General features: G+C 41.7%; 17 protein-coding genes and 1 pseudogene. 12 read left to right on the forward strand and 6 right to left on the reverse strand.

Features of this window, described 5'->3' with window-relative positions; genetic code table 11:
* Window positions 1-5: 5 nt before the first annotated feature.
* From leuB to leuC, 3 genes are read right to left on the reverse strand one after another with little or no spacing between them, the layout of a single operon-like run.
* The gene (gene leuB, locus A3IK_RS0110875) at window positions 6-1,085 is read right to left on the reverse strand and encodes a 3-isopropylmalate dehydrogenase (protein WP_020560008.1); all 1,080 of its coding nucleotides are present in this window, start codon (window positions 1,083-1,085) and stop codon (window positions 6-8) included.
* Between the two features lie 14 nt (window positions 1,086-1,099).
* Complete coding sequence (gene leuD / locus A3IK_RS0110880) at window positions 1,100-1,738, reverse strand: 3-isopropylmalate dehydratase small subunit (RefSeq protein WP_020560009.1); 639 nt, start codon at window positions 1,736-1,738, stop codon at window positions 1,100-1,102.
* A complete protein-coding gene (gene leuC / locus A3IK_RS0110885; RefSeq protein ID WP_020560010.1) occupies window positions 1,738-3,141 on the reverse strand; it encodes a 3-isopropylmalate dehydratase large subunit in 1,404 nt (467 codons plus the stop codon). Before leuC ends, leuD begins: the two co-directional genes overlap by 1 nt.
* Window positions 3,142-3,397: 256 nt before the next feature.
* On the opposite strand from leuC, the gene A3IK_RS0110890 reads away from it, so the two are divergent.
* From A3IK_RS0110890 to A3IK_RS0110905, 4 genes are all read left to right on the forward strand, one after another.
* Window positions 3,398-4,258: a LysR family transcriptional regulator gene (locus A3IK_RS0110890; RefSeq protein WP_020560011.1), complete on the forward strand. Its 861-nt coding sequence runs from the start codon at window positions 3,398-3,400 to the stop codon at window positions 4,256-4,258.
* A 156-nt stretch (window positions 4,259-4,414) separates the two neighbouring features.
* The gene (locus A3IK_RS0110895) at window positions 4,415-5,332 is read left to right on the forward strand and encodes a sialate O-acetylesterase (protein ID WP_110690414.1); all 918 of its coding nucleotides are present in this window, start codon (window positions 4,415-4,417) and stop codon (window positions 5,330-5,332) included.
* Window positions 5,333-5,442: 110 nt separating this feature from the next.
* Window positions 5,443-6,360 (forward strand): sialate O-acetylesterase, encoded by a 918-nt coding sequence (locus A3IK_RS21835; protein ID WP_110690407.1) that lies wholly within the window; start codon window positions 5,443-5,445, stop codon window positions 6,358-6,360.
* Between the two features lie 111 nt (window positions 6,361-6,471).
* Complete coding sequence (locus tag A3IK_RS0110905) at window positions 6,472-7,335, forward strand: sialate O-acetylesterase (RefSeq protein ID WP_110690408.1); 864 nt, start codon at window positions 6,472-6,474, stop codon at window positions 7,333-7,335.
* A 53-nt stretch (window positions 7,336-7,388) separates the two neighbouring features.
* Here the strand turns inward: A3IK_RS0110905 and cysK are convergent, their stop codons facing one another.
* Window positions 7,389-8,384 carry a cysteine synthase A gene (cysK, locus tag A3IK_RS0110910; protein ID WP_020560015.1) on the reverse strand — a complete coding sequence of 332 codons (996 nt, stop codon included), beginning with the start codon at window positions 8,382-8,384 and terminating at the stop codon, window positions 7,389-7,391.
* Between the two features lie 346 nt (window positions 8,385-8,730).
* Between cysK and A3IK_RS0110915 the strand changes: the two genes are divergently transcribed.
* From A3IK_RS0110915 to A3IK_RS0110930, 4 genes are all read left to right on the forward strand, one after another.
* Window positions 8,731-9,483, forward strand: a complete 753-nt coding sequence (locus tag A3IK_RS0110915; protein WP_020560016.1) for a helix-turn-helix transcriptional regulator — start codon at window positions 8,731-8,733, stop codon at window positions 9,481-9,483.
* A 353-nt stretch (window positions 9,484-9,836) separates the two neighbouring features.
* The gene (locus tag A3IK_RS0110920; RefSeq protein WP_020560017.1) at window positions 9,837-10,475 is read left to right on the forward strand and encodes a hypothetical protein; all 639 of its coding nucleotides are present in this window, start codon (window positions 9,837-9,839) and stop codon (window positions 10,473-10,475) included.
* A 234-nt stretch (window positions 10,476-10,709) separates the two neighbouring features.
* Window positions 10,710-12,197 carry a hypothetical protein gene (locus A3IK_RS0110925; RefSeq protein WP_020560018.1) on the forward strand — a complete coding sequence of 496 codons (1,488 nt, stop codon included), beginning with the start codon at window positions 10,710-10,712 and terminating at the stop codon, window positions 12,195-12,197.
* 2 nt (window positions 12,198-12,199) lie between these two features.
* Window positions 12,200-14,905 (forward strand): transglycosylase domain-containing protein, encoded by a 2,706-nt coding sequence (locus A3IK_RS0110930; RefSeq protein WP_020560019.1) that lies wholly within the window; start codon window positions 12,200-12,202, stop codon window positions 14,903-14,905.
* A 215-nt stretch (window positions 14,906-15,120) separates the two neighbouring features.
* On the opposite strand, the gene A3IK_RS0110935 is transcribed toward A3IK_RS0110930, so the two are convergent.
* Window positions 15,121-15,927 (reverse strand): outer membrane protein assembly factor BamD, encoded by an 807-nt coding sequence (locus A3IK_RS0110935; protein ID WP_245539476.1) that lies wholly within the window; start codon window positions 15,925-15,927, stop codon window positions 15,121-15,123.
* Between the two features lie 60 nt (window positions 15,928-15,987).
* Between A3IK_RS0110935 and rluD the strand changes: the two genes are divergently transcribed.
* Genes rluD through pgeF form a run of 3 tightly spaced genes read left to right on the forward strand, consistent with a single transcriptional unit; the run spans window position 15,988 to window position 18,660 of the window.
* Window positions 15,988-16,956 carry a 23S rRNA pseudouridine(1911/1915/1917) synthase RluD gene (rluD, locus tag A3IK_RS0110940; RefSeq protein ID WP_020560021.1) on the forward strand — a complete coding sequence of 323 codons (969 nt, stop codon included), beginning with the start codon at window positions 15,988-15,990 and terminating at the stop codon, window positions 16,954-16,956.
* 9 nt (window positions 16,957-16,965) lie between these two features.
* Window positions 16,966-17,883 carry an RpnC/YadD family protein gene (locus A3IK_RS0110945; protein WP_020560022.1) on the forward strand — a complete coding sequence of 306 codons (918 nt, stop codon included), beginning with the start codon at window positions 16,966-16,968 and terminating at the stop codon, window positions 17,881-17,883.
* A gap of 18 nt (window positions 17,884-17,901) precedes the next feature.
* A complete protein-coding gene (gene pgeF, locus A3IK_RS0110950) occupies window positions 17,902-18,660 on the forward strand; it encodes a peptidoglycan editing factor PgeF (protein WP_020560023.1) in 759 nt (252 codons plus the stop codon).
* 36 nt (window positions 18,661-18,696) lie between these two features.
* Here pgeF and A3IK_RS20365 read toward each other — a convergent pair whose 3' ends face one another.
* Window positions 18,697-19,086, reverse strand: a complete 390-nt coding sequence (locus A3IK_RS20365; RefSeq protein WP_020560024.1) for a polyhydroxyalkanoate granule-associated phasin — start codon at window positions 19,084-19,086, stop codon at window positions 18,697-18,699.
* 301 nt (window positions 19,087-19,387) lie between these two features.
* On the opposite strand from A3IK_RS20365, the pseudogene A3IK_RS19215 reads away from it, so the two are divergent.
* Window positions 19,388-19,665, forward strand: a pseudogene (locus tag A3IK_RS19215) (RNA-guided endonuclease InsQ/TnpB family protein); the annotation flags it as partial.

Below are 19,665 nucleotides of genomic sequence, written 5' to 3' on the forward strand. Positions count from 1 at the left end.
TTTCCTTACGCTCTCAATGCTGCAACCACCGCATCGCCCATCTGTGCTGTACCTACGTGCTGACACCCTTCGGTATAAATATCACCCGTGCGAATGCCTTGACTCAGTACTCGCTTGACCGCACCTTCAATGCGCTCGGCTAATTGCGGCGCATTTAAGCTATAACGCAACATCATGGCTACCGATAAGATCGTTGCCAAGGGGTTTGCAATACCTTTGCCTGCAATATCAGGGGCAGAACCATGAATCGGCTCGTACATGCCAACACTCGATTCATTAAGCGAAGCAGAGGGCAACATACCAATGGAACCTGTGAGCATGGCAGCCGCATCGGATAAAATATCGCCGAAAATATTACCAGTGACTATAACGTCAAATTGTTTAGGGGCGCGGACTAATTGCATTGCTGCATTATCCACATACATATGACTTAATTCCACATCTGGATAATCTTTACTCATCTCCGTCACAATTTCACGCCATAGCTCGGTGGCTTCTAGCACATTGGCCTTATCTACCGAACAGAGTTTTTTATTGCGCTTCTGTGCCGTTTCAAAACCTGTCTTGGCAATTCGTCTAATCTCTGATTCAGTATAGACCATGGTATTAAAACCACGCCGTTCTCCGGAGGGTAATACTTCAATGCCACGCGGTTGACCAAAATAAATATCGCCCGTTAATTCACGCACAATCATAATATCTAGATTAGCCACTAATTCCGGTTTCAATGAAGAGGCATTTGCTAACTCTTCATATAAAATCGCAGGGCGCAAATTAGCGTATAAACCTAAATCAGAGCGAATCGCCAATAATCCACGCTCAGGACGTAAAGAACGCTCTAATTTGTCATATTTAGCCCCCCCCACAGCCCCTAATAAAATAGCATCAGCTTTTTTAGCTAAGGCTTGGGTCGACTCTGGATAAGGCTTACCTTCAGCATCATAAGCTGACCCGCCAATATGCGCATGCTCTAATTCAAAAGCCAGACTACCCTCATCTTTAAAGACATTCAGTACTTTCAATGCCTCAGCCACAATCTCCGGCCCAATACCATCACCTGGTAATACTAAAATCTTACTTGTCATAACCCATTACTCTTTTAATTAAATAACCAAGGTGCTGCTAATCGACGCTTAGCCTCATATGCTTTAATGTCATTCGCATGCTGCAAGGTCAAACCAATATCATCTAAACCATTTAATAAGCAGTACTTGCGAAATTCATCAACCTCAAAACTAAAAGCCCGACCACTAGGCGTACTCACGGTTTGAGCTGCTAAATCAATTGCTAAGGGATAACCGTTTTGTGCAGCCGTTTCTTTAAATAATTGATCAACGACTTCCGTCGGTAAAACAATAGGAAGTAGCCCGCTTTTAAAGCTGTTATTAAAGAATATATCGGCAAAACTCGGCGCAATAACCACGCGAATACCGTAATCATCCAATGCCCACACCGCATGCTCACGTGATGAGCCGCAGCCAAAGTTTTCCCGCGCAATCAAGACTGATCCACCTTGATATTGCGGAAAATTCAGCACGAAATCGGGGTTAATACGGCGCTTTGAGTGATCCATACCCGGCTCACCCGCATCTAAATAACGCCAGTCATCAAATAAATTAGGACCAAAGCCAGTACGTAAAATTGATTTTAAATACTGCTTAGGAATAATTGCATCGGTATCGACATTAGCACGATCCAAGGGAATCACTTTGCCAGTATGTACGGTAAATTTTTCCATTATAAAGTCCTCACATCCACAAAGTGACCCGTAACAGCGGCCGCGGCAGCCATTTCAGGGCTAACCAGATGAGTACGCCCCCCCTGCCCTTGACGACCTTCAAAATTACGATTCGAGGTCGATGCACAACGCTCCCCCGGCTCCAAGCGATCGGCATTCATAGCCAAGCACATAGAGCAACCCGGCTCACGCCATTCAAAGCCTGCCTCACGGAAAATTTTATCCAATCCCTCACGCTCGGCTTGAGCCTTGACTAAACCCGAACCCGGAACAACCATGGCTAGTTTAATATTACTCGCTACTTTGCGCCCTTTAGCAACGGCGGCGGCTGCGCGTAAGTCCTCAATACGTGAGTTAGTACAAGAGCCAATAAACACTTTATCGACCGCAATCGTATTGATCGGTTGATTTGCTGCTAGACCCATGTATTTTAAGGCAGCGCGGATACTATTGGCTTTAGTACTGTCGGATTCTTGCTCAGGGTCTGGGGTCATGCCACTGACGGCTACCACCATTTCGGGTGAAGTTCCCCAAGTGACTTGGGGTTGAATACTTGCGGCATCTAGCGTGATTTCTAAGTCAAATACTGCATCAGCATCCGAGTGTAAATCTTGCCATGCAGTGACTGCTTTGTCCCAATCCTCCCCTTTAGGGGCATAAGGACGACCTTTAACATAGGCAATCGTGGTGTCATCCACCGCAATCATACCGGCACGAGCGCCACCCTCAATCGCCATATTACAGACTGTCATGCGCCCTTCCATCGATAGGTCTCGAATAGCTTCACCAGCAAACTCTATAGCATAGCCCGTTCCGCCTGCAGTACCGATTTTGCCAATAATCGCGAGCACGATGTCTTTAGCCGTGACACCTTTGCCGACTTTGCCCGCCACGTTGACACGCATATTTTTCATTTTTTTCTGAATTAAGCATTGTGTTGCCATCACATGCTCAACCTCAGACGTACCAATACCATGCGCTAAGGCACCAAAAGCACCGTGGGTTGAAGTATGTGAATCACCACAGACTACAGTCATACCGGGCAAAGTAGCGCCCTGCTCTGGCCCCATGACATGCACAATACCCTGACGTGGATCACCTAAATTAAATTCCGTCACACCAAAATCACGGCAATTCTTATCAAGCGTTTCCACCTGCAAACGTGATACCGGATCGGTGATACCTTTGTCTAAATCTTTAGTAGGAATATTATGATCAGGCACCGCTAGCATCGAGCTAGTACGCCACGGTTGACGCTGTGCGATTTTTAAGCCTTCAAACGCTTGGGGGGAGGTCACTTCATGTACTAAGTGACGGTCGATATAAAGTAAACACGTTCCATCCGCTTCACGACGAACTACGTGAGCGTCAAAAACTTTATCGTAAAGTGTTTTGCCTGCCACAAGAGTCTCCCTCATTGAATAATTGATGAACATTAGCCTAACAGCTTAATATGAATAAATAAAATTCATAATTTTCATATTATGCATTCCAAAATAGAATAGATAACTATTCAACAAAGGTCGGTGGGTATGACTTTCGCAGTCGCTGTGAATACATCCTTGTACGCTACAAGACGGCATCCTTGCCGCCAAGACTGCTCCAGTCATACCCACCGACCTTTGTCTCACTACGAACTACTCATCACGGATGTAATTAGTGGATATTCAAACCCTCAATGCCTTTATCGAAGTCGCTCGTTTGCAATCATTTTCTAAAGCAGCGGAAATATTATTTGTGACTCAACCGGCTATTAGTAAACGGATTAGTGCCTTAGAAATGGAGCTAGGCACTACGCTCTTCAATCGTATTAATCGCAAGGTGACTTTAACGGAGGCAGGTCGAGTACTCTTGCCTAAGGTGCAGAATTTAAGAAATGAACTCAGCGATATTCGCCATCTGGCCTCCCATCTATCGGGTAAGGTCGCAGGTGAGCTGGTGATGGGAACGAGTCACCATATTGGCCTACATCGCCTCCCCCCGATATTAAAAACCTTTAATCAACGTTATCCTGATGTGCATTTAGATTTGCGCTTCATAGGCTCAGAAGAAGCTTGCCAAGGCGTCGAACAAGGGGATTTAGAACTTGCCATTATTACATTGCCGAGTACGCTGCCCGAACAACTCCAAGCCCAGCCTATTTGGACTGATCTACTATATTTAGTCGTCAGTCGAGAACATCCTCTGGCTCAAACCTCGCATACCGATATAGCAACACTAGCCTCCTATCGTTGTGTATTACCCAGCCCAGAAACCTATACTTATCAGATCATTGCCCAAGCGTTTGCCGAGCAAAACCAAACACTCCATATGTACTTAAGTACTAACTATTTAGAAACGCTAAAAATGCTAGTAGTAGCAGGCTTAGGCTGGTCGCTATTACCCGAAACCCTGCTTGATGAAAATGTCGTGGTATTAAATACTTCAATCTCTCTACAGCGACAACTAGGCATTATTACCCATCACAAACGCTCATTATCCAATGCAGCAAGGCATTTAATTTCCATCATAACCCATTGATTTAATAATCTAATTATCAATGAAATTTTTATTCATTATAACCTACTACTTTTATCAGGTTTTTATAGCAAGTTATCTCTGCCTCGTATAACCCCCGTGTTGGATCTGCTATCACTGATACACCTACTTCACCAACACATGATCAGTGAAATACCTATGAGTAACTTATACTTCAATCCGTTGTCGTCTACTCGCACAGCTACCCAAACCTTTTCTAATCAAAACGGTATTAATGCCGTTAATACGAATACGCCAACGCTGAGTTATAATGATATAGGCAATATTATTATCGCTCAGCTCATTATTCTGTTACTAAATCAGCTATTAGCGCAGCTAAATCAAGCTGGCTCCTTAAACACCAATCCGGCACCTGCTCCAGTCCCCGTTCCAACACCTAGACCCACCCCCATTCCTAACCCTAATCCCAACCCTACTCCGGCGACTAAAATCATCGATATTTACTTATTAGCGGGACAGTCAAATGCAACCGGATTAGGTTCGGCTCGCTTAGAAAAAGCCCTTGAAGCAGAATTAGGCGCTGATACGGATCAACATGAAATAAAAGTATTCATTGATGCCGTACCCGGTAGCAATCTATTCGTGCAATGGAAAGCGGATGGAACCGAGAAAAGCCAAACCGATGGCGTGCTGTATCAAAACTTTCAGATTCATCTAAAAGACTATCTGGCTAAGGTTCAACACGAGAATCCTAACGCGCAACTGCGACTAGGTGGTATGTTCTGGCATCAAGGGGAATCGGATGCCTTATCGACTGCGGCCAATCAGGAAGCCTATGGCGATAACCTCACGCGCTTCATACAGGATATACGCGCCACCACAAAGGCTCCCGAACTACCCTTTATTATTGGGCGCTTAAGTGATAAGCAACAAATGATGACACCCGCGTCCATTGATAAGATTCAACAAGAGCAAGATGAGGTCGATGCAGCAGACCCTTTAGCGGTGGCGGTTCCTTTAGAGGAGGCTGAAGTCAGCGATATACACTTTACCGGCAAAGGCTATGAGACCATGGCTAAATTATTTGCTCAAGCCTATAAAGCCAATTTTACCTAACACGTTATTTTTATCAGGTTTTTATAGCGGACTAGCTCCCACTCTCTATAGCTAAGCCCTGCTGTTAAGTCACTATCATCGTACAAACCACTACCCATAAGCTGAATATCATGAGTAACTTATACACAACCCCATTGACCTCACCCACTCGAACAGGAACCTCTGTTACTTCCACTCAGAATCCTATGAATATGTCTAATTCAACACTGAGCTATAACTATATCGGTAATATTATTATTGCTCAGCTCATTATTCTGTTATTAAATCAACTATTAGCGCAGCTCAATCAATCAGGCTCCTTAAACACTAATCCAGCACCTGCTCCAGTCCCTGTCCCCACACCAACACCCAGACCCACCCCGATTCCTAATCCCACTCCTACCCCTGATCCAGCCACTAAAATCATCGATATCTTTTTATTAGGTGGACAATCGAATGCGGTTCTATTAGGAGCCGATCGCTTAGAAAAAGCGCTTGAAGCTGAACTAGGCGCTGATACTGCTCAACATGAGACCAAAGTATTCATCAGTGCCGCAAGTGCTACTAATCTCTATGACCAATGGAAGGCCGATGGTACGGATAGTAACCAAGCCGATGGGCCACTCTATAAAAATTTCCAACGTAGCCTAGACAGCTATCTGGCTAAAGTTCAACAAGATAACCCGACCGCACAACTGCGGCTAGGTGGTATGTTCTGGCATCAAGGTGAATCCGATGCCCTATCAACGGTTGCCAATCAAGAGGCTTATGGGGATAACCTCGCCCGACTGATAAAAGATGTGCGTGCCACCACCAAAGCCCCCGAACTACCTTTTATTATTGGACGCCTCAGCGATAAACAGCAGCTCATGCCTGCCGCTTCGATTGATAGAATTCAAGCTGAACAAGATGCGGTGGATGCGGCAGATCCCCTCGCGGTCGCGGTTCCCTTAGAAACGGCGGAAGTCACCGATATCCATTTCACGGATAAAGGCTATGAAACAATGGCTAAATTATTTGCTCAAGCCTACAAAGCTAACTTTACCTAGCCACTCACCCGTGATCGAGCCTAAGACCTGCTGTTAGGCTTGATCTAACGCTCGTAGACAAACATTACTGCTAAATCAAAATGACTAGGCCACTACCCACAAGTTAATATTATGAGCAACTTATACACAACCCCACTCACATCCTCTGTACAACCTAGTACTCCGATTATCTCCCGTCAGTCCTCTACTCATACGACGAACACTAACTTTCTCACGGCCTTTAACACTCATCCGCAGCTAATGACGCAATTAATGACCTTGCTCTTAAATCGTTTATTAGCTCAGATCAATCAACCAACACCGGCACCGACCCCAGCTCCCACACCTACTACAACTCCAGCGACTAAAGTGATTGATATTTACCTACTCGGTGGGCAATCAAATGCGGGGGGATTAGGCGCACCACGCTTAGAAAAAGCACTCGAAACCGAACTAGGGGCGGATACCGCTCAACATGAAATCAAGGTGTTTAAAAGTACCCAAGGCGGCACCAATCTCTACGCGCAATGGAAAGCCGATGGCACTAATGACAGTCGAGCCGATGGGTCAGTGTATCGATCCTTTCAAAAAGACTTAAACAGTTATCTGGCTGAGGTAAAAAAGGATAACCCCAACGCGGACATTAGAATTGCGGGGATGTTCTGGCATCAGGGTGAGTCGGATGCACTCTCCCCCCTCGTTAATCAAAATGCCTATGGTGAAAACTTAACTCGATTTATCAAAGATGTGCGTGCTACCACGGGTGTAGCGGATCTACCCTTTATTATTGGACGTTTAAGCGATAAGCAGCAAATGATGTCGGCTGCCTCGATTGATCGAATTCAAGCCGGACAAGATGCAGCCGCAGCAGCCGATCCCCGCGCCGTGGCGGTGCCTTTAGAAGAGGCTCAGGTGAGTGGCATCCATTTTACTGGCAAAGGCTATAACACGATGGCAAGCCTATTGGCTCAAGCCTATAAAGCCAACTTTACCTAACTCACTACCTCATCGAGCCTGACAAGTTGTGTAGGCTCGATTGCACTCGTGTTTTAAGAAAGCAATAAGCCTTTCTCATCAAAAATACCGTCAAATAAGGCCGAGCTTAAATAACGCTCGCCTGAATCCGGTAAAATCACCACAATCGTTTTTCCGGCATTTTCCGCCCGTTGAGCTAAACGAGCCGCCACAGCGACCGCAGCACCACATGAAATACCCGCTAAAATCCCCTCTTCGCGCGTCAAACGGCGAGCATAATCAATCGCTTCTTCATTGGTCACTTGCTCAATCGTATCGACCAACGATAAGTCTAATACCTCAGGAATAAACCCGGCACCAATGCCTTGAATCTTATGAGGGGCTGGTTTAATTGGCTCACCATTGCGTTTTTGCGTCAGTACCGGACTTGCGGTAGGTTCTACTGCCACCGATTGAATGGCTTTGCCTTTTACTTCTTTAAAATAACGTGAGACTCCAGTGATAGTGCCCCCTGTCCCCACACCAGAGACAAAAATATCAATATTGCCATCGGTAGCCTCCCAAATTTCAGGGCCTGTGGTTGCCACATGAATGGCGGGGTTAGCCGGATTTTTAAACTGTTGCAGCAATACATATTTATTAGGATCAGATGCGGCAATCTCTTCGGCTTTAGCTACTGCACCATTCATACCTTTTGGCCCCTCGGTCAATACCAGTTTGGCACCATAGGCACTGAGTAATTTACGCCGCTCAATGCTCATAGTTTCAGGCATGGTCAAGGTCAAAGGAATACCCCGCGCGGCTGCAACAAAGGCTAAGGCAATGCCGGTATTGCCACTCGTCGGCTCCACTAGCTCTTTGCCTGCGGTAAGGACTCCGCGCTTTTCAGCATCCCAAATCATGGCAGCCCCAATGCGGCATTTGACGGAGTAAGCAGGATTACGCCCCTCAATCTTGGCTAAAACGGTCGCTTTCGCATCACCAATGATGCGATTGAGTTTGACCAGCGGCGTATTGCCAATAGATTGTGAATTATCATTAAACCAGTGTGACATATCGATGCCCTTCATAACGTTATGATCCCCTACTCTAATTACACTGGCCTAGTATGAAAAACAATATAAAAGCATATCTATTTCACGGTTTGTTATAAGCCTAGAGGTTGTGATTTAGCAGCATTGAAATAGTTAGAACTCTAAATGTTGTGGCACAGCTAACAGTAACAGTGACACTTAAAAACCGCCCTGCTCTTCTAAGATAATTATCAGACGCCTGATGATGATTAATTTATCTAAACAGCACCTACAAGGGATTAGTTTAGCCATAGATTGGGCGCACACTAATTCAATAGTAGACTAAAGCTTAAAAAGCTGTTAAAAAACAGATGTGTATTATTCATAGTGTCAGTATATCCACATGGTTCATTATACCTGTGCCTCACCACAACCCTATGTGTTTGGTAGTGAGTTTGCCCTTTTGACCGAAACTATTAGCCAACTAGGTTTCGATGGCGTGCTTTACTCGTTCTACCCTAAACCTATGTATCTTAATAGCAAGATTCAACCTGTGCTACACTACTCTAATGTTCTGGCTCCTTTTGTAGCACATTACATTAAAAATAATTATGGCAATCATGATTTTGTCTTACGTCTTATTTTACAAAATCGTAAAAAAAAGCCTATTGATTGGTGGGAAGAAATTAATGCGGATCATGTAACCTCTGAGGAAAGAGTAGTTACTGAAGATGCTAGGCAAAACTTTGGAATTTACTACGGCCTTTCTATACCAGCACTCCACGGTACTTATGCGGTTGCGGGTATTTCTGTGATTAGCCAAAATCCCTGTGCTACTCATTTTCAACAGCTAAAAAGCTTACACATGGATAAACTTTTTGAGCTATCCAGTCAATACCATGCCAAAATCATTAACTCTAGAGAGGAATTGCGTTTTTTCCTACTACCCCTATTGCAGGGATTAAATGAAACTCAGAAAAAAGTAGTCAAACATACTCTAGAGGGTTTACCTATGAAGGCTATACCTACAACTTATGGTATTACACCCAAATATGCCGAAAAGGTTTGGAGTAATATTCGTAAAGAGTTCGGTGATATCACTACCAACGAACTCATTTATATTATGGGTATGGTCGATTTATACGAGTACCTATAAACCTTTACCTAGCTCAAGATAGGAGGCTCCTCCTAAGAAAAATTGGTCATGAGCGGCTTTTACCTCAAAACCTGCTTTTACTTCTATTAGACATTCCTGCCTTTAATCCAAAAAACGGCTAATAAAAATAATTTATATCTATCTCTCCAAGAAAGAATCTCTTTTATCCTGCGGTATGATTTTTGTATTTTCAAGGTGGGAATTCCCCCCTTTTATCACTATTCAGTCCTAGTTAATATCTCATCGATAAGGCCAAATTTATTAACTAGTTAGCTTAATTTATAGACCTCATCATAAAAATAAAATCAATACAAATAAATCTAATTAATTTAAATCTTAAGCGAGTGATAATTATGCGTGAGTTGCGATGTTTAGTATTGATTGGTTTGTGTTTCCCTAGTGTCTTGTTGGCGGGTGGTCTGAGTGCTCGCCCTTTTTCTGTCCAAGTTTCTTATACCCAAGTGAAGCCTAAGGCACAGCTTGATACCGCAGCACTTTCTGGGCTGGGGTATTCCGCGCTGAGTGCGGGTGTCAGCCGCAAGAAGGATAGTGCTGAGGTGTTGTTTCGTTATAAGCCCAATCGTTTCAGTGTTGATTTGGGCTGGGCGTATTTGGGTAAGGCCGATGTACAACTGAGTCTGACTCCACCTATAGGACGGACTGAGCAGCAAATTGCTCAGGAGGTGGGGGATGCGATTAAACACACGCCAACTGGGGATCAGGTGTTATTGGGGGTGACTTATCATCATCCGGTCGATACGCGCACTGAGTTTAATATTGGTGTGGGTGCGTATAGGCCACTCAAGGATAATCCCTTTAAGGTGACGGTGAATGGGAATGAGTATGGCACTAGTGCTAAGCAGACTAAGGCTTGGGTGCATGTCGGCGGGGCTTGGAAGTTAAAGCCGAATCTGGCGTTTGTGATGAATGCCGAACGCTTTGATAACACGAGGTCTTTGGATCGGGTTTGGGGCTTAGAATATCGTTCCTAGTCGTTTTTTTGCGAGTTTCATGAGGTGATAGTGATGCGTTTTTTTAGTCATGGGTTGTTGATTATTTTTCTGGTGTTCTTTTTGAGCTTGTTGTGGTGGCGCTAGTGTGACTACTACCACCTCTAGTGATACCCCCTTGCCTGTTATTACCCTAAAGGGGACTAGTTCCGTTACTGTTAATCAAGGCAGTACTTAATCCTATAGTACAGATAACCCTAAAGGTGCTATCACAAAATGCTATATCCTCTCAATTGGTTATATGAAAGTCTAGTTCGCTCTAAGCATTTGCAATTGGTAATGATATGGGTATTTGTCATTATAACATATCTAACAACAATAAACGGAGTAATAGGCTATATTTTTGGATCAATAAAAAATGCATCTTATCTTGATATACTTTTATTTTCAGTTCCATTGTTTTTTATTCAAGCATTTATTTTAATTAAGGCCACGCATGAGGTTTTTGATTGGAATAATGGATTTTTATTGAGTAAAATTATTTGGTTAATATTATTAATATTTTCTTTTTTATTTAGTGCATTTTTTAGTTACACTTTTTACTATCGACTGATGAGTGCAGAAGCATACAGTAATAAAATATTAGAAGAGCAAATTAACAGCATTAAAAATAATATTTACTCTTATAATAGCTCATTTTCTTTGGTAAAAGATTTAATGATTAATTTAGCAGAGTACTCAAAAAACAAAGCTGATATTGAGAAAAAAGAGGGAGGCACCTGTGGCGACAATTCAACACCAAAACCAGGCCCAAGGAGTCGCTACAGAGTTAATGAAGAGAAAGTATTTACAGCTCAAGCAAAAAATATTGAGCTACTATCAAAAAAAGTTGAAGAGCAAAACAAATTATTCTTATCTTACATAAAAAACTATCCATCAAACGATATAAAAACAATAAATCAACTTGAGGAAAAAATGAATCAAACTGTCAATACTTTAAATAATTTTAATGAGAGTAATCCGACTATTGAAAGTACACATCAGACACTTAATGAGCATTATAAAGAAAATAGGAAAACTAACGAAAAAAATAAAGAAGGAGTTATTATAGCATGCCCTGACTCCGAGATAGATAATAAAATTGATATCATTTTTAAAAGCTTTAAGGCTCTTCCAATGCTTGAAAAAGTCAAATTATTTGATCAAACAAACACAAGAGAATTACAAGAAAGAGTTTTTGATATTGTAGCTAGTTTAACATCCAAAGAAACTAACGATGATAGTACAAAATTCACAATTAATGATTATATTGCACTTATACTAGGTTTTCTAGTAGAAATACTAATAATATCAATAAGTTTTATTTACCATCGTGAAAATAAAAACTATATAAGGTTAGATAGACGTGGTAACTATAAGGGGAAATTTTTCTCTACAAAAGATTTTATTGACATAAATAATACCTTGAACTGTAGTATAAATTCAATTAAGAGTGAAATTAACTCTGCTCATCAATTAGACAAAGGAGTAATAATAGTAAAATCAAAAGATGATGATAATCATATTGTAAGGTTGTTAAAGATCAAAACCCCATCAGAAGAATTTCATAATATATCCTATAAAAAAACACTACCAGATTTTATCGGAAAGATGGAATCCAACATAAGTGATAATGAGGGTAAACTGGTATCTGTTTATTTCTTCCCAAGAATGGTTTGGAGAGATATAGAGCTTTCCTTTCAACATTTAAATGATGTAGTATAATTATGAGCAACTCATACTGGAGCTTAAAAAAACATGGGCATAGCTTAAAAATAAAGGAGTTGGTTTACTTAAGCAAACTAAAGCTCAAAAAAATATCTAACTCTATAGAAGAAGAAATATGGCTACGATCGCTACGATCATCTCAGAATGAAAGCAACTTGTATGGAAAAATTGTATTACCTACTAAGTATATAATTAATACTTTTGATACATCATTGCTTTTACTAAAAGAGTTTTTTCAACTCGGAACGACCACTTTACTGACCCCGGTTAAGCTTCCTAGGGAAGCAAAAATACCACCACCACGCACAATAAGAAGACCAAGCTGGTTAACATATACAGCAATTGTACTTATACTTATTTTAGCCCTACCAATATTATTAATATTGGTACAATTAATGTATCTTTCATCTCCACCTAACGAGGCAAATAAAAAATTTCTTCTTAAACTTCATCAGTATAGAACTGCAATTGCAGTAAGAGATACAAAAAATAATCTTATTGGAATCATGCCATCTAATAAAAAATCACCTGATAACTTTATTGATCATGATAAAGATGGAGAGTATAAAATTTCTCTCAATAGGCCTGAGTCTCTATATGTAGATGAGATTCCTGATTTTTTCTGGCGTGTTTTAAAACAAAGAGAAGGTAGAAATATCTCATTTAATAATAGCTCATTACACTCATATAAAGGAATTGATTTGGTATCATCATTAAAAATTCTAATTGGTAAAGGCGGGGGAAGCTCCCCAATGAACCTAATAACCAAAACTTTATATGGGAGTTCTTACTTTGAGATTGAACGAAATCGCTCTAAAGAATGTGGGTTTCCACTCAACAAATCTGCAAAATTATGTCGGAAACTAGTTGAGTATAGAAGTGCAAAAGACTTATTTCCATATCTGGCAAAAAATGATGGTCAAGAGTTTAAAAGATGGAGCGCAATGCATGTACCTATTATAACTGGTGTTCATGGTGATTTAATAGGAATACAAGCTGCATCTGCTGTTCTTTTCGGGAAAAAACCATCAGATTTAAATTTAGCACAGCAAGCTATATTAGCTGCTGCCTATTATCAGCCTCTTTTATTTAGGGGTGATAGTGAAAAAGTTAGTGTATCAGGAGAGGAGTACAAAGCGTTAAGATCATTCTGTAAAGATAAAGAAAATAATCCTGATGAGCAAAAATCACTTCCACTCACTCTGACCACAATATTAGAAGAAAAGAATAAAGATTTATTAAACTCAAGTCCAAATGATCTATGTATAATACAGAAAACAAACATACCAAACCAACGATGGAGAAATAGAATTAATGCTGCACGTAAGGTTATAGAGATGATGGGCGATCAAATATCAGCTATGGAGCGTAATATCATTGATAATCAATTTTCTCAATTAGAAGATGCTCCCTTTTATCCAGAAATACCAAGTGATCTTAAAGAATTTTTTTATGAAGATGGCGATAAAAATGAAAAAACAGATAGAACAAAAATTTATGCGAACTTAAGCTCTAGGCTTGATTATTTTGCAAATGGGCTTAAAGACTTAATAAGAATAAACCTAGTCAAAATGGGCTTAGATGACTCCGAATCAATATCTGAAATTAGGCTTTCATTACCACTCGCCGATGATTATAAATTTAGGAGAAACATAGATAACGCTTTAGCAAAACTATCTAATAATTTTAAATTTAATAAGTTTCTCCCACTTAATAAAGAGAATCCAAAAGATCATAATAATGCCAGTATCAGAGTATCTGTTTCCGATATAAAAGGAAACTTAGTAAGGTATTATAGAAGGGAGGGAGCAAGTGCTATTGAACAAAAGATAGGACTGAACAAACCACTACGTCCAATTGCCAGTATTGCAAAGATACCAGCATTACTATATCTGCTAAGTAAAGGTGACAAATTAGATACAAAATATTGCAATGAGTATTATCACGGCAGAGCCAATGCTGGTAGAGATAAAGGAGTACAAGACTGCTCAGTCAAGTTCACATTGCTTGAAACGATTGCCCAATCAAAAAACCTACCATTGATCTGGGCATTAAATAAAAAAAGGCCAAGCCATAATGAGATTGATGCTCTTTACTCAAACCTAGCCATAACCAACGAAAATGGAAAAGACATCAATGCAAAACTTGAGGATATGAGTTTTGGAAGCTTGATGGAAACTCCAAGCTACACACACGACTTAATTGATAGTGTTATGAGCTTCATAGCAGGCAAAAATGATGGTCACGAAATTCACTTAATTAATCAGACCACAATTGTTCATTACGATAATGATCTTCAAACCGAAGCAAAAAACAATGATTACTTAAGTGGAAATAAAAATCATAAGAACAATAATCCAATTTCACCGATACAGATTGATAAATATATAACCACTCAAGAGCAAAAAGAAATGCTATTAAAAGCCCTTGAGTCCCCGATCACTCACCCCAAAGGAACATTGCATTTCGCAACCAAACTAAAGGGTGGTAAAGTTATCATTGGCAAAACAGGAACCTATGATACAGATGCTCGTAACATAAAAGATAAGTATGCCATAGGTTCTTTAAAAATAAATGATAAAATCTATACATTTTCTATTTTAGTAGGATCAGAAGATTACGCTGGAGATGGACTGATAAAATCGATTAGATCAGAAGACATATTCAAGCCAATATTGCAGGAGATTATTAACAGCTTTAAATAAATAACCCGTATTGCGCGAGCTAGAGAGAAATCCCATGATGCTTATTTAAAACATAACCCACTAATTAAATAGCAGATGCATTAAAATATAACAATTGATTTATAAGAAAATAAACAGCATTTAATTTAAGTAATTAATACTACAGTAATACGCGACAAAGCCCAACAATGGCCTAGCCTATTTACCACGCCATTGCTGAGTTCAAACCCTAACGCTTAGCGAAACTTTGCCGCTCGCTCAGGGAAATTAGCCTCTAATACTTTGAGATTATCCGCTGCTAAATCGGGTTTACCCATTTTGCGTGCCGTTACAATTTTAATCTCTAAGGCATCAATCACCGCAGGCGAACCTTGATAATGCTTAATCGCATACTCCGCACGATTAAATGCCGCCAGCCACGCCTCCCGCTCCATATAATATTTAGCAACATTGACCTCTGAATAAGCCAAAGTATTCCGTAAATACTGCACACGCTGTTTAGCATCGCCGGTATAGCGACTATTAGGAAAGCGGTTGATCAGCGTTGAGAAATCTTGAAAGGCTTCTTTTTGGCGCACAATATCCAGATCAGCAATACTACGCGGGAATACCTTATCGACTAAACTACTACCCCGATTAAAATTCACCAAGCCGCGCAAATATAAGGCGTAATCCAGTTTATTACTCATAGGATTCATCCGCACAAAGCGGTCAATGGCGTCTAAGGCCGAATCTGGCTCGTCGTATTTATAATAGGCATAGGCCGCCTCTAATTGCGCCTGTTGAGCATAAGGCCCTAAAGGAAAACGTGCCTCTAAGGTCTCAAACAACGAAATCGCGGTTTTATAATCGCCCGATTTAGTCGCCTTTTGTGCTTTGGAATAGAGTTGATCGGCAGTTAAGGAATTATTAGGATCAACCTTTGGTGTTTCTTTACTACTCTGAGATGAACAAGCCCCCAGTACCATCGCAAGTACTACCGCGAATAAAACCGTATAGCTGCGGCGCAGATGCATCTTAAACATTTTTGTGGTTATCGACATTTGCTTAATAACACGTATGATGGATCAAAGTTTGTTAGTATAGCCACAAAGCCGCTCAAGATGTATCAAAATCAGCAGATTACCCACACGGTTCCTATGGAGCTTTCCGGTCAACGTTTAGATCAAGTACTTGCGACCCTCTGTCCTGAGTTCTCCCGCAGCCAATTGCAAAAATGGATTAAAGCGGATGGGGTATTAGTCAATGGTAAAGTTGTTAAGCCTAAAGAGCGTCTCTTAGGCGGCGAACTCATTGAAATTGATGCCGAATATGAGATACAGACCGAATTTGAACCAGAGGACATTCCCCTCGATATTGTGTATGAAGATGACGCCATTCTGGTCATTAATAAACCCGCTGACTTAGTCGTTCATCCTGCCGCCGGTAATTGGACGGGTACTTTAGTCAATGCCCTACTCTTTCATAATGAAGCCCTAAAACAGATTCCGCGTGCGGGTATTGTGCATCGTTTGGATAAAGATACGTCGGGTTTAATGGTAGTTGCCAAAACCCTAGAGGCACATTTTGCCCTCGTGAATCAACTGCAAGAACGTACTGTTGCACGTGAATATCTGGCCTTAGTACAACGCCCTATCATTGCAGGTGGTACTATCGAGGGGAATATTGGGCGACATCATGCAGATCGTAAGCGCATGGCAGTATTAGAAGAAGGTGGACGCGAAGCGATTACCCATTATCGCGTGGAAGAGCGCTTTACCAATCACACCCTATTAAGAGTCGCTCTCGAAACCGGACGCACCCATCAAATCCGGGTGCATTTAAGCACTCATCATATGCCGATTGTAGGCGATCAAGTGTATGGCGGACGCTTTAAAGTACCCGCCGGTATTTCCGATGAACTACGTAATGCGTTAAATACCTTCCCACGCCAAGCACTACATGCCACCCTATTAGCTTTAGAGCATCCAGTGACGGGCGAAGAGATGGAGTGGGAGGTAGAAGTGCCAGACGATATGGCAGACTTACTAGACTTATTACACGCTGAGGATGAGCGCTTGGCTCAAGGATAGTAGGTAACGATGGGAAACAAAGATATTGTTAGCAAACAAGTACTGAGCCATCTAGCCGCTGATATTGCTAATTTATTACTGCATTTAGATGTAGATCTACAGTCAGTTGAATTATTAGATACAGAGCATCAGCGTGTCGAGTTACGTCGTGCCGACTTAGTGGCTCGGATGCGTAAAAAGCTTACGGGTGAGTCCTTTATCTTACATATTGAAATTCAAAATGCTAATCAGCCTGAAATGGCAACACGTATGTTGCGGTACTTTACCGATTTACATCTGCAATACCCACATCAGCCTATCCACCAACATTTGGTGTATATTGGTAAAAAGCCACTAGAAATGGCTGCTGAGATTACTCAGCCACTATTTACCTATCGTTACGCCATTTTAGATATGCGTACCGTAGATTGCAGTGTGTTACTGGCACAGGATACGCCCGATGCTTTAGTACTGGCTATCTTATGTGACTTTAAACAACGCCCTGTACAAGAAATGGTTAATTACATTGTCACGCGTTTAAAAGAATTAACAGCAGAGGATGAAAGTAGTTTCCGCAACTACTTTGAAATGCTAGAAACGTTGGCAGATAACCGTGATCTACAATCACATCTGCATGAGGCCAAACAAATGCTAACCCAAGTGAATGTTAAAAAATTTGCCTCTTATAATTGGGGGCTACAAGATGGTTTGCTACAAGGCATCGAACAAGGTATTGAAAAAGGTATCGAGCAAGGTATTGAACAAGGTAAACAATTAGGCTTACAAGAAGGTAAACAGCTAGGACTCGAAGAAGGACAACTACTAAAGGCTCGTGCTATCGCGCGTAAATTATTAAGTGCTGGAACCTTTAGCCTTGAGCAAATTGTGGAGTTTGCCGAGCTACCACTAGAAGAAGTATTACAATTGCAGCGTGAGCGCTCTAATTAATAGGGGTAACAAGTACTTATGAATCAAGCAGCCCTTTTAAAACAAGGTTGGTTACTACCGGATTGGCCAGCCCCACACAATATTCACGCCTTTACCACGACCCGCCAAGGTGGGGTCAGTGCAGCACCCTATGACCGTTTAAATCTAGGGGATCATGTAGACGATGTGCCTATGGCTGTAGCACGTAATCGGCAATTAGTGGGGGATATTGCACAACTACCGAGTGAACCGCTATGGCTTAAACAAGTACATGGTACGGTAGTGATGGGCATGGAGGGCGGTGGGAGCTGTTATCCTACTGCTGACGCCTCCATTGCGTTAAAACCTAAGCAGGTGTGTGTTGTCATGACGGCCGACTGTTTGCCAGTACTATTTTGTAATAAGTCAGGTACTAAAGTGGCGGCCGCCCATGCAGGTTGGCGCGGTTTATGTGATGGTATGCTCGAACAAACGGTGCAAGCCTTTCAAGAACCACCTTCTGAATTACTGGTATGGATTGGCCCAGGGATTGGTTCTAATGCCTTTGAGGTCGGTGCAGAGGTGCGAGCTGAATTTATTGCCATCGATGCTAAAGCAGAATCCGCCTTTCAACTGGCTCCTAAAGCAGGTAAATGGCTAGGCGATTTATATCAAATTGCGCGACAACGCTTAGCTAATGTGGGAGTTACAGCCGTGTATGGGGGGGACTATTGTACCTACACCGATAGCGAGCGCTTTTTCTCCTATCGCCGTGATGGAAAGACTGGACGCATGGGAAGCTTCATCTGGATGGCATGAGCTTCACTCATGCCTCTCTATATTAGAATTAGAGCATTAACCACGTGATAAGCGTTTAGCATTAGACACGACACGCTTATGTACTGGCGTAATGCCTTTACTCAAGACTTTAAGGGTTTCTGTTTCCAAGCGTCTAGTAGGCCGACTCATCAGCCCGCCTATACGGTAAGGGTTCCAAGCATTCACCCACATCATCATGAATTCTTGATTCACTCTCAACATTTGGGTCGTCATAGCAAACCAAGCCTCTCCAAAGGCTTCGACTTTTTCAGCGCCCATTTGAAAAAACTCGTGCTGATCTTTCGCATTAGGATTAACTCCCGCCATTAATAGACGAGCGGTGCGCATTGCAATGACTTGCGGGGCAGCCACCGCAATTTCGGTCGCTTGCGTAGAAAGACGAACCGTTTTATTAAGTGTCGACATAAAAACTCCAAATTAGGCAATAGAAGCAAACATACTCATTTGCTTTACTTGGAGCGGAGCATAGCAGGAAACTCGGAAATCATACCAGCCACACGGAATCAGTCGGTTAGAAATTTTGGATTGGTGCTAATAATTCATTTTTTTATCACTAGCTTGTCAACCGATCCCCTCCCCCTTCGTTTACCGAACCAGCCGTAAAGCCCCTTGCTTCAGCTAGGGGATATAAGGCGATCGGCGACAGCCGATGAAGGGTAGTACTACAGTAATAGCAGTTAGCACCTTTTGTAGTATAATCAACATCATGAAATCAGCCACCCACCTCAAAACCCTCAAAGTTCGTATCAAGGATAAACACAAGCCTATTCTTGAACGTATGGCGTTTGAGGTGAATCAGGTGTGGAATGCTGCCAATGAAGAAACCGCCTATTATTCACATTTCTTTATTCCGGAGTTTGGTTTTCACTCGCTTTATCTCAGTGCGTATGACCTGCAAAGCCAACTCAAAGGTATTAAGGCAGAACGTGGCTTTATGATCCACTCCTCGACGATTCAAGAAACGATAGCCGTTCACGAAAAAGC

Origin of the sequence: Thiofilum flexile DSM 14609 (genome assembly GCF_000380185.1) — a bacterium.
Lineage (GTDB): Bacteria > Pseudomonadota > Gammaproteobacteria > Thiotrichales > Thiotrichaceae > Thiofilum > Thiofilum flexile.

Coding starts and splice junctions, on each gene's coding strand:
- leuB (WP_020560008.1), bottom strand. CDS start 1,085: ATGACAAGTAAGATTTTAGTATTACCAGGTGATGGTATTGGGCCGGAG.
- leuD (WP_020560009.1), bottom strand. CDS start 1,738: ATGGAAAAATTTACCGTACATACTGGCAAAGTGATTCCCTTGGATCGT.
- A3IK_RS0110895 (WP_110690414.1), top strand. CDS start 4,415: ATGAGTAACTTATACTTCAATCCGTTGTCGTCTACTCGCACAGCTACC.
- A3IK_RS21835 (WP_110690407.1), top strand. CDS start 5,443: ATGAGTAACTTATACACAACCCCATTGACCTCACCCACTCGAACAGGA.
- A3IK_RS0110905 (WP_110690408.1), top strand. CDS start 6,472: ATGAGCAACTTATACACAACCCCACTCACATCCTCTGTACAACCTAGT.
- cysK (WP_020560015.1), bottom strand. CDS start 8,384: ATGAAGGGCATCGATATGTCACACTGGTTTAATGATAATTCACAATCT.
- A3IK_RS0110915 (WP_020560016.1), top strand. CDS start 8,731: ATGGTTCATTATACCTGTGCCTCACCACAACCCTATGTGTTTGGTAGT.
- A3IK_RS0110920 (WP_020560017.1), top strand. CDS start 9,837: ATGCGTGAGTTGCGATGTTTAGTATTGATTGGTTTGTGTTTCCCTAGT.
- A3IK_RS0110925 (WP_020560018.1), top strand. CDS start 10,710: ATGCTATATCCTCTCAATTGGTTATATGAAAGTCTAGTTCGCTCTAAG.
- A3IK_RS0110930 (WP_020560019.1), top strand. CDS start 12,200: ATGAGCAACTCATACTGGAGCTTAAAAAAACATGGGCATAGCTTAAAA.
- A3IK_RS0110935 (WP_245539476.1), bottom strand. CDS start 15,927: ATGTCGATAACCACAAAAATGTTTAAGATGCATCTGCGCCGCAGCTAT.
- rluD (WP_020560021.1), top strand. CDS start 15,988: ATGTATCAAAATCAGCAGATTACCCACACGGTTCCTATGGAGCTTTCC.
- A3IK_RS0110945 (WP_020560022.1), top strand. CDS start 16,966: ATGGGAAACAAAGATATTGTTAGCAAACAAGTACTGAGCCATCTAGCC.
- pgeF (WP_020560023.1), top strand. CDS start 17,902: ATGAATCAAGCAGCCCTTTTAAAACAAGGTTGGTTACTACCGGATTGG.
- A3IK_RS20365 (WP_020560024.1), bottom strand. CDS start 19,086: ATGTCGACACTTAATAAAACGGTTCGTCTTTCTACGCAAGCGACCGAA.